This is a genomic window from Nocardiopsis sp. CA-288880 (assembly GCF_050955985.1).
GTDB lineage: Bacteria > Actinomycetota > Actinomycetes > Streptosporangiales > Streptosporangiaceae > Nocardiopsis > Nocardiopsis tropica.
Window position 1 is genome coordinate 5,233,854 of sequence record NZ_CP192105.1, and the last position, 8,557, is coordinate 5,242,410.

12 protein-coding genes are annotated in these 8,557 nt (G+C 73.1%); all 12 read right to left on the reverse strand.

Annotated features, from left to right (window positions below; all coding sequences use genetic code 11):
* Positions 1-13: 13 nt before the first annotated feature.
* Entirely contained in the window at positions 14-415 is a 402-nt protein-coding gene (locus ACQPYD_RS22840) for a pilus assembly protein TadG-related protein (RefSeq protein WP_433697612.1), read from the reverse strand.
* Positions 412-780, reverse strand: coding sequence for a TadE/TadG family type IV pilus assembly protein (locus ACQPYD_RS22845; RefSeq protein ID WP_433697613.1), 369 nt, complete (start codon positions 778-780; stop codon positions 412-414). Before ACQPYD_RS22845 ends, ACQPYD_RS22840 begins: the two co-directional genes overlap by 4 nt.
* A gap of 62 nt (positions 781-842) precedes the next feature.
* Positions 843-1,166 (reverse strand): TadE/TadG family type IV pilus assembly protein, encoded by a 324-nt coding sequence (locus ACQPYD_RS22850; RefSeq protein ID WP_433697614.1) that lies wholly within the window; start codon positions 1,164-1,166, stop codon positions 843-845.
* Between the two features lie 38 nt (positions 1,167-1,204).
* Entirely contained in the window at positions 1,205-1,375 is a 171-nt protein-coding gene (locus ACQPYD_RS22855; RefSeq protein WP_433697615.1) for a hypothetical protein, read from the reverse strand.
* Positions 1,376-1,402: 27 nt separating this feature from the next.
* Complete coding sequence (locus ACQPYD_RS22860; RefSeq protein WP_433697616.1) at positions 1,403-2,296, reverse strand: type II secretion system F family protein; 894 nt, start codon at positions 2,294-2,296, stop codon at positions 1,403-1,405.
* The gene (locus ACQPYD_RS22865) at positions 2,293-3,180 is read right to left on the reverse strand and encodes a type II secretion system F family protein (protein WP_433697617.1); all 888 of its coding nucleotides are present in this window, start codon (positions 3,178-3,180) and stop codon (positions 2,293-2,295) included. Before ACQPYD_RS22865 ends, ACQPYD_RS22860 begins: the two co-directional genes overlap by 4 nt.
* Entirely contained in the window at positions 3,168-4,526 is a 1,359-nt protein-coding gene (locus tag ACQPYD_RS22870; RefSeq protein ID WP_433697618.1) for a CpaF family protein, read from the reverse strand. The genes ACQPYD_RS22865 and ACQPYD_RS22870 overlap by 13 nt, the downstream gene beginning before the upstream one ends.
* The gene (locus ACQPYD_RS22875; RefSeq protein WP_433697619.1) at positions 4,523-5,293 is read right to left on the reverse strand and encodes a hypothetical protein; all 771 of its coding nucleotides are present in this window, start codon (positions 5,291-5,293) and stop codon (positions 4,523-4,525) included. Before ACQPYD_RS22875 ends, ACQPYD_RS22870 begins: the two co-directional genes overlap by 4 nt.
* Positions 5,293-5,964, reverse strand: coding sequence for an SAF domain-containing protein (locus ACQPYD_RS22880; protein ID WP_267945568.1), 672 nt, complete (start codon positions 5,962-5,964; stop codon positions 5,293-5,295). Before ACQPYD_RS22880 ends, ACQPYD_RS22875 begins: the two co-directional genes overlap by 1 nt.
* A gap of 21 nt (positions 5,965-5,985) precedes the next feature.
* On the reverse strand, positions 5,986-6,837 hold the full coding sequence (locus tag ACQPYD_RS22885) for a hypothetical protein (RefSeq protein WP_433697620.1): 852 nt from the start codon (positions 6,835-6,837) through the stop codon (positions 5,986-5,988).
* Positions 6,831-7,364: a hypothetical protein gene (locus tag ACQPYD_RS22890; protein ID WP_433697621.1), complete on the reverse strand. Its 534-nt coding sequence runs from the start codon at positions 7,362-7,364 to the stop codon at positions 6,831-6,833. The genes ACQPYD_RS22885 and ACQPYD_RS22890 overlap by 7 nt, the downstream gene beginning before the upstream one ends.
* A gap of 581 nt (positions 7,365-7,945) precedes the next feature.
* Positions 7,946-8,515 carry a DeoR/GlpR family DNA-binding transcription regulator gene (locus ACQPYD_RS22895; RefSeq protein WP_433697622.1) on the reverse strand — a complete coding sequence of 190 codons (570 nt, stop codon included), beginning with the start codon at positions 8,513-8,515 and terminating at the stop codon, positions 7,946-7,948.
* Between the last annotated feature and the right edge of the window lie 42 nt (positions 8,516-8,557).

The following is an 8,557-nucleotide window of genomic DNA, read 5'->3' on the forward strand; positions in this document are numbered from 1 at the left end:
CGCCTCACTGGAGCTAGGGGGTCGCCTGGGTGTGGGGCCGTGCGGTGGCCGTGGCGTCGACGGTGGTCGACCCCATCGGCAGGAGGGTGAAGGAGTATCCCACGGAACAGGTCACGGTCACGGTGTCGCCGCTGACCGAGACCGTACCGGTGGCGCCGGCGGCGTTGAGGAAGGACTGCGCGGCGGCGGACGCCGCCGAGGGGTCGAGGGCGACCTCGCTCGTGCCCTCGCGGTAGGCGGCCCAGTCGAGCTGTTGGACACCCGCCCGGGCGGCCTCCTGGGCCAGGGTGGCCGCCTCGTTGCGGGCGCCCAGCAGACCTCCGCCGTCGGTGACCAGTCCCAGGCACAGCAGGAAGGCCGCTACCAGGATGGCGACGAATGCCGAGACCTGGCCACTGTCGTCCGTGCGTCTCACGGCTGCCCCCTGAAGGTGTCGACGACGACCGTGGCGTCCCCGGTGATCGTGATGGCCCCCGGGACACTCAGTCCGGTCAGGCCGCTCACCCCGACGCGGCACTCGACCACGGCGGTGACCGCCCCTCCGGGGGCCAGGCCGCCGTGGTCGAGGGTGACGGAGTGGTCGCCGCAGGCCAGGCCGTTCTCCGCGAGGGAGCTCGCGGCTGTGCCCGAGGCGGCCGCCTCGGCCGCGCCGACGCTGCGTTCGAGGGAGGCCGCCCGGGCGGCAGCGTGCGCCACCTGGTCAGCGGTGGAGTTGGCGTCCGCCACCCTCCCGGCGAGCACCATGAGCATGGCGAACGCCAGGAGGGCGGGGGTGAGCAATACCAACTCCACCGAGGCCGACCCGCGGTCAGCTCGTCGGGATTCCGTTGGGTGTACGGGGATCACGGGGCGGCCTCCGCCGGGACGAAACGCTCCACGGGCGCGGTGACCTCGTGGCCCACCGGCCAACTGAAACCAGGGATGATACTGGGCACTTCGGCGTCTACGACCACGCGTACCTCCTGTGCCGTGCGGTTGACGGACACGTCGAGGCCGGAGAGAAAGGAACCTCCTCCATCGGCCACCGTCGTGCCACCGCCCGCCGTGCGCGACTGCTCAGCGGTCCTGCGTGCGATGTCGGCTGCGACGTGATCACCATGCATCCACAAGGCGGTCTGGACGACGAGCAAGACCAGAAGCAGCAGCATGGGCGCGGCCACAGCCATCTCCGCGCTACCGCGGTCATCCCGTGGATTGCACACGCTCAGCCCGTGGGAAGGGCGGCGATTCGTTCCTGCACATAGAGCAAAAGACCTCCGCCAACTGCGGCGGCAACCCCTACCAGCAGAGCTGTGAGGATAACCGTCTCGGTGGAGTAGCCATCGTCCCTGCGGCTGAGCAGCAGGGAGCTGAGGTAGGCGGTAATGCGCTGCATCGGAATGCTCCAGGGTGTGTCGAAATCTCATGGGCTAGACAGGATGTGGCTCATTGCCGGATAACCCAACAGAACCAGGAAACCGGCGAAGAGCAGGACCACCGGCAGGCTCATCCGCTCGGTGGCGGACTGGGCCTCAGCGTCCATCTCGGACAGGAACTGGGTGCGCAGTGTCTTGGCTTTGGAGGCCAGAGAGCTGCGGATGCGCGCGCCGTCGGCACCGGCGAGCTGGAGACTGGCCGCGAGTTCGGCGAACTCGGGGGTGTCGTAGCGCTCACCGAGGTCGCGCAAGGCGATCCAGGGCGGCTGCCTCATGAGCGCCGCTTCACGCAGGCTCTCCCGGATACGGGCCATGGCCCACCCGTTACCCGCCGCCCCGGCGTCGGCCAGAGCTCCGTTGACGCCCGCGCCTCCGGCCAGGGACACCACGACCAGGTCTGCGAAACTGGCCAGCGCGCGACGCATACGCTCTCGGCGCTTGTCCGCCTCATCACGCAGAGACATGTCAGGGGCGAACCAGACGATCACTGCGAAAGCCACCCACATGGCCCCCACGAGCACACCAGAAGGGAGGACGCCCGCGAGGGAGAGCATGGCACCCATCAGCGGAGGGAAGGTGAGTCCCAGGACCAGAGCGGTGAACTTCTCGGCGAGGTAGGACTCCGACGAACGCTCACACACCCGCAGGTTGCGCCGTGTGCGGGGCCCCGGCATACCGAAGCTCTCCAGGATCGGGGAGCCGATCTTTCCCAGGCGCGTCAATACCCCGGTCTCCGGACCCGCGACCATGATGGGCCGGGGAGGCGGCGGAGCGGCCAGGCGTTCGGCGAGAGTGGGCCGAGCCCAACGGGCAGCGAAGAGCGCCCACAGGGCCAGCCCGAGAGCGGCGCCCGCGAGGGCAGCAGCCAGGACGGGGGTCATCGGACGGCCTCCGAGGTACGGGCGGGTTCGGGTGCGAGCACCCGCGGCCCCAAATCGAAGCGGGACATGCGGGACAACCAGACGAGCGCTGCCGCCCACAGGCCACCGATAGCCGCGAGCGCCAACTGGCCGAGGAACCCATCAAAGGGCTCCAGGTAATCGGGGTTGAACAACATCAGGAACGCGGCCATACCCAGGGTCGTACCGACGATGATCCGGGTAGAGGTGCGCAGCCGCGCGCGGCTGGCGGCCACACGCACGAGCATCGCCGCCTGTTCCCGAGCGGCCTCGGCCAACGTGCCCAGCAGGACGCCCAGGTCGGTGGCGTGCCTCGTGGCGGCCGTGCTCAGTGCGGCGGCCACCAGGTCGGCGGTGGGGTTGTCGACCTCGTCGGCGAAGGCTCGCAGGGCCTCCTGCGTGGACCCGCCAGCGCGCAGCCGCTCCGCCAGATGGGCGACAGCCTCCCGCACCGGCTCGGGCGCGATGGGCACCGTGGCGGCGACGGCCTGGTGCAGGCCGGCGGCGCCGGCCATGAGGTCGCGCAGCATCTCGGTCCAGGCCGCGACGGCCTCAACCCCGTCCACCTGGTCCTGGTGGCCGCGGTCGGGTCCCAGCACCGCGGGCCCCCACCAGCAGCCCGCGGCTGCGAGCACCCCGGCCACCGGCCAGCCGGTGAGGATCCAGACGAGCAGGCCGCCGGCGATCGCCGCGACCAAGCGCAGCGGCCGCTGCCGACCGAACATGAGGGCTCGCCACTGAGGGATCCGCGACGGGCGCGAGCCGCCACCGGACGCGGCCAGCGACGCCAGGGCCAGCCAGAGCCCCGCGCCGAGCAGGACGCCGGCGGCGGCGACGAGAAGGACAGGGGTCGTCATCGCGTCCACCCCACCGTGTCGGGGGTCAACATCGCGGGGTCGAAACCGGCCTCGGCCAGGGCGTCGAGCGTGTTGGGGCTGGGCGGGGCCGCGGGCAGGGGCCCGTTGCGATCACGCCGGTAGACCTCGTTGGAGACCACGTTCTGCCCCTCGGCGCCCACCACCTCTCGCACGCTCGTGACCATGCGGCCTCCGGTGGGCAGTGCGGACACGTGCACCACCAGGTGCACGGCGGCGGCCACCAGGGAGGCCGTGGCGTCCAGGGGCAGGCGCTCGGCGGACTGGGCGGCGTAGGCGCCCAGCTTGGTGAAGGCGCCCGCGGAGTTCGCGGCGTGCAGGGTCGTGAGGCTGCCGTCGTTGCCCTGGCTCATGGCGTTGAGCAGCGGGACGGTCTCGTGGCCGCGCGTCTCACCGACGATGACCCGGTCGGGCGACATGCGCAGGGCCGTGCGCACGAGGTCGGCGATCGTGATCTCGCCGACGCCCTCGACGTTGGCCGGGCGGGCCTGGAGGGCCACGCAGTCGGGGTGGGCGTCGCGGTCGCGGTCCAGGCCGAGCTCGAAGACGTCCTCGATGGTGACGAGGCGCTCGTCGACGGGGATCTCGGCGGCAAGGGCCCGCAGCAGGGTGGTCTTGCCCGCGCCGGTACCGCCGGTGATGACCATGTTGCGGCGGGAGCGCACCCCCGCGCGCAGCAGGGCGACCAGGGTGTCGTCGATCGTGCCCAGTTCCTGGAGCTGGCCGAGGGTGGTGCGGCCGTAGCGGTGGCGTCGGATGGACACCGAGGGCTGCCGGGCGACCTCCATGACCGCGTTGAGGCGCTCGCCGCCGGGCAGCTGCATGTCGAGGATGGGCGCACCCGGGTCGAAGCGGCGCTCCCCCGTGGCGGACTCCGACGCCAGGCGACGGACCAGGGAGACGACCTCCTCGGCGTCGGCGAAGAGGGAGTCGTGCCGCTCGCGGCTGCCGTCGGCGCGGCGCACCCACACGTGCACGCCGTTGATGTTGATGTTCTCGATGCCGGGGTCGTCCAGGAGGGGCTGGAGGGGGCCGAGCCCGCACACCCGGGCCAGGGCGCCCGCGGCGACGGAGGCCTCGGTCGTGGCGTCGAGCACCTGCCGGCCCTCGGACAGGGCCCGGCTCGCGTCCTCGTCGAGGATCTGGGCGATGACGCGTTCGGCGCGGGCCCGGTACTCCTCGGGCGAGTCCTCGGGTTCGCCCCGCGTCTCCTCGCTCAGCCGGCGGGTGGCCTCGGTGACGGTCCGCTCCACGCGGTTCGCCACGGTGCGGGCCCGGTCGGTGTCCAGGAAGTAGCCGTCGGTGATGTCGTACCCGGCGTCGTGTCCGCTGCTCATGCGCGGGCTCCCGTCGCCTCGGGCGCGGGCGCCGGTGTTTCGGCGCCGGGTGCGGGGGCCGGGTCGCCGCTCCGGGCGAGGTCGGCCGCCAGGCGCGCCGCCGCCTTCAGGAGGGGCCTGCGCTCCGGCTTGCGCGGGTTGGTCTCCCCGCGCAGGAAGGACGCGGAGCGCTCGTCGGTGGGAAGCCGTCCCCACACGCCCGGGCCCAGCGCGCCCTCGATCTCGCGGACGCCGCCGCTGCCGCCGACGACGACGGTGCGCAGGCGCGGCAGGCTGCGGGTCAGCGCCTCGGAGGCCTCCTTGGCCCGGCGCAGCTGGGCGAGGTCGTCGGCGACGAGCAGCAGGGCCTCGTCGGCCCATGTGGCCAGCGCGGCGGCCGCCGCGCCGGGGGTCAGGCGGCCCAGGTCCAGCACGACCGCGGGTCCGACCGGGGAGGCGAGCACGCCGGGGTTCTGGGACAGCAGGCGCACCGCGCCGTCGGCGCGGTCCGCGGTGACGGGCGCGTGGCACACCGACAGCCCTCCGGGGAGGACCTGGGTGTGCGCGGCCAGGTCGGCGGAGGCACCGCCGTGCCGGGATGCGGCGGCCAGGCCGGTCAGGCCGGGCTCGGGCTGGAGGCGCCGCCAGGTGGCGACGTCGCCGCCGGAGGCGTCGGCCTCCACCAGGACCGCCCCCGCCCCGCCGGGCCAGACCGCGGCCAGCGCCATGGCCGCGCAGGTGACGCCGGGTGCTCCGCCCAGGGAGAAGAGCGCCACGGTGCGGGGCATCACGCGCCTCCCCGGGGGTTGACCTGGACCACGCTGACGCGCTCGACGGCCGCCGCGGAGGCGATGGCCGCGGCGTCGGCGGAGGAGGCGACGAGTTCGAGCTCCACGGAGCCGTCCTCGGCCGCGGAGGGCTGGACGTCCCGCACGAGCGCGCGGTAGGCCTCCACGCCGCCGGTGGCGCCCTCCTCGGGGTGGACCACCACGGAGACCGCGGCGCCGGGTCCGATGGAGGCGGGGAACCGGCCGACGCGCAGGGCCACGCCGAGCACGGCGCGGTCGCGTTCGGGGAAGGCCGCCTCGGCGCCCAGGGCGGCCTCGGGGAGGAGGCCGCCCTCGGTGACGGGCACGGTGAGGGTCTGGCCGACCGTCGACTCCAGGCTCTCGGAGCCGACGAAGGAGACCCCGTCGGCGACGGAGATCCGTTCGATCCGCAGGTCCTCCGCGGCCACCACGTGGCCGGCGGGCAGGTCGGTGTCGGCGACGAGCACCCCTTGGCGGTCGTCCATCTGCTCCAGGGCCAGGACGCCGCTCAGGCCGCCCGCGGTCATCATGCCGAGGGCAAGGACCAGCCACCGCCAGCGGCGGGGTCCGCTGCCCAGGAGCCGCACCGGAGGGGTCTCCCCCTGCCGCGGGGAGGCCGCGGGCGCCGGTGCCGTCTTCGTGTCCACCACGTCTGTCGTCTTCTTTCGCTGTTAGCGGTTGCCTGTGTCGGTGACCAGGCCCTGGGATTCGGCCACACGGAGCTCGACCTGCGAGGTCGTGGTGAGCGGATCGAACTCGCCCGCCGCGCCCTCGGAGAGCTCGCCCTCGCTGATCTCCCAGCCCACGTCCCAGCCGACCTGGACGGTGACGGGGTAGGCGCCGCCGGGCTGGCTGTCGGAGGACAGGTCGTAGACGTGCCCGCAGTCGGGGGAGGCCGAGTCGGGGTCGTGCACGGCCGGGTCGAAGGGCGTCCCGGGGCCCTCGCAGCGGATCTGCGTACCGTCGCCCAGGGTCCAGAGGGTGGAGGTGGGGCTGGCGGTGACCGTGAAGGACGAGTCCTGGATGGCGGCGGAGGCCTCGGTGGCCTCCCAGTCCTGGGACTCCACCCACAGCCACACGGGGGTGTTGACCAGGACCAGGGAGCCGCTGCCCGGGGAGGTCTCGATCTGCGGCGGGGGCAGTTCGAAGGCGTCCATGGCCTCCTGGAGGGTGGTGATCATGTCGGTGCCCTCCTCCCCCTCGCCGTCGTAGTCGATGGAGTCCCAGTCGATGGCGCTCCAGTCCACCTGTGACCAGTCGATCGCACCCCAGTCGATGGCGTCCCAGTCGACGCCGTCAGAGGAACCGGCCGGGGCTCCGGAGCCGCCCGAGCCGTCGGAGCCCTGCTGGCCCCCCTGGCTCTGCCAGTAGCGCAGCAGGATCGAGCAGCCGAGGCCGCCCGAGCTGCCGCACTCGATCTGGCCGAGGAAGGAGCCGTCGTCGGCGTGCGCCGGAGCGGCGATCCCGGTGGCCAGGACGGTGAGTACCGCGGCGGTGGCCGCGGGTCGTACGAGTCTCAGCATGATCCCGCTTCCCAGATCCTGAGGTCGGACACGCGCCAGGCGAGTCCGTCGTGAATGAGTGTGGCCTCGACGAGGCGCGGGCCCTGCCCTGGGGAGGAGCCCATGCCGAGGTTCCAGGCGGAGTCGTCGAGGCAGTCCTCGACCGTCGCGCTGTCGGGTCCTTCGACCGCGGCGACGGGGGCGAGGACGGGTTCGCCGGTGACCTGCCCACTGGAGGCGCCGGCCCCCTCCAGGGCCGCGCTCATGAGCGCGTAGGCGCCGCCCACGGCGTAGTCCTGGAGTTCGGGGGGAACCTCGCCGCCCTCGTGGGAGGCTGCCACGACCGTGTCCCACATGCCGGTGTAGGCGGCGAGCGCCGCTGCCTCCTCCTCGTTGGCCGGAGGAGCCGGGGAGCTCGTCGCCGCCCCCGCCTCGGAGCCCGCGTCCTCGGAGGACGCGCATCCCGCGGCCAGGACGAGGGCCGCGCAGCATCCCGCGGCCGCGGCCGCGCGCAGGACCGCGACGTCTCTTCTCGCGGCTGTCGTCATCGGTGAGTTCTCCACTGCCATGGAAGGGGAGGGTGGTGCACAGCGGAACCGGCCCGGGTGGGCGGGCCCTTTCCCTTCCGACGAGGGGTGGGGGCTGTCTCCTGCGCCCGGGAGGTCACGGGACCGGGCGCGGGGGGCCGTTGAGCGGACGGGCGGAGGGGGTCCTCCGCCCGGGTTCGGACCCGACGCGGGCCAGCGTGACCGGAGTCGCGCGGGGCGGGTCCCGAGGACTGACCGAAACCATGTGGTATTGGTTGGATTTTTTTCTGTCCTTGCGTGAGCTTATAGAGGAGTCGCCTGTTGTAACAACCCCCCGTGCCCCTTCTGTGACTGTGACACGGTCGACCTTCCGGACATCAGCCTCACAGCGGCCCGACAAGACCACACACCCCCTCCCCCGAGAGAAACACACGCGAAACAACATCTGAACGACATCGCCCTCGGAGCCGGTTCACCCACCCCCGGCCCGCGGCGCGGGTCGGGGACAGGGCGTGGAGGGCGCCGCGGTGTGGGGGAGAACACCGGGGCGCCGAACGCGACACGTACGCAGACGCTCCGGAGGCGCCCTGCAGCGGGCGGGGTCAGACCACGAGCACGCGCGGTCCGCGCCCGCGCAGCCTCCGGATGTCGTCGGGGTCGGTGCCCGCGTCGGTGATGAGGCAGTCCACCTCGTGCAGCCGCGCGAAGCGGGCGATGCGGTCGCCGCCGATCCTGGTGTGGTCGGCCAGCAGCACCGTCCTGGCCGAGGCGCGCACCATCGCCCTCCTGGCCATCACCTCCGCGGGATCTGCACAGGTCAGGCCGCGCTCGGGGGACACCCCGTCGGCGACCATGAAGGCCACGTCCACATGGAGTTGCTCCAACAGGCGCACGGAGGCGAGCGTGGTCCCGGCCGCCGCGCTCACCCGGCCCCCCAGCAGGTGCACGGAGAGGTCGCGGCGCGAGGCCAGCCCCAGCGCGACGGGGACCGCGTTGGTCAGGACGTTCAGCCCGCACCCGGCGGGCAGCAGCCCCGCGATCCGCTCCGCCATCGGTCCGGCGTCGAGCATGACGACCCCGTTCCCCGGCAGTTCCGCCAGGGCGGCCCTGGCGATCCTGCCCTCGGCGGCCGAGAGCCGCCCCGTTCCCGACGGTGTCGTCGTGGCACTCATTCCCCCTGTGCGCCTGACAGCCGTGGCGCCGGCACTGAGACC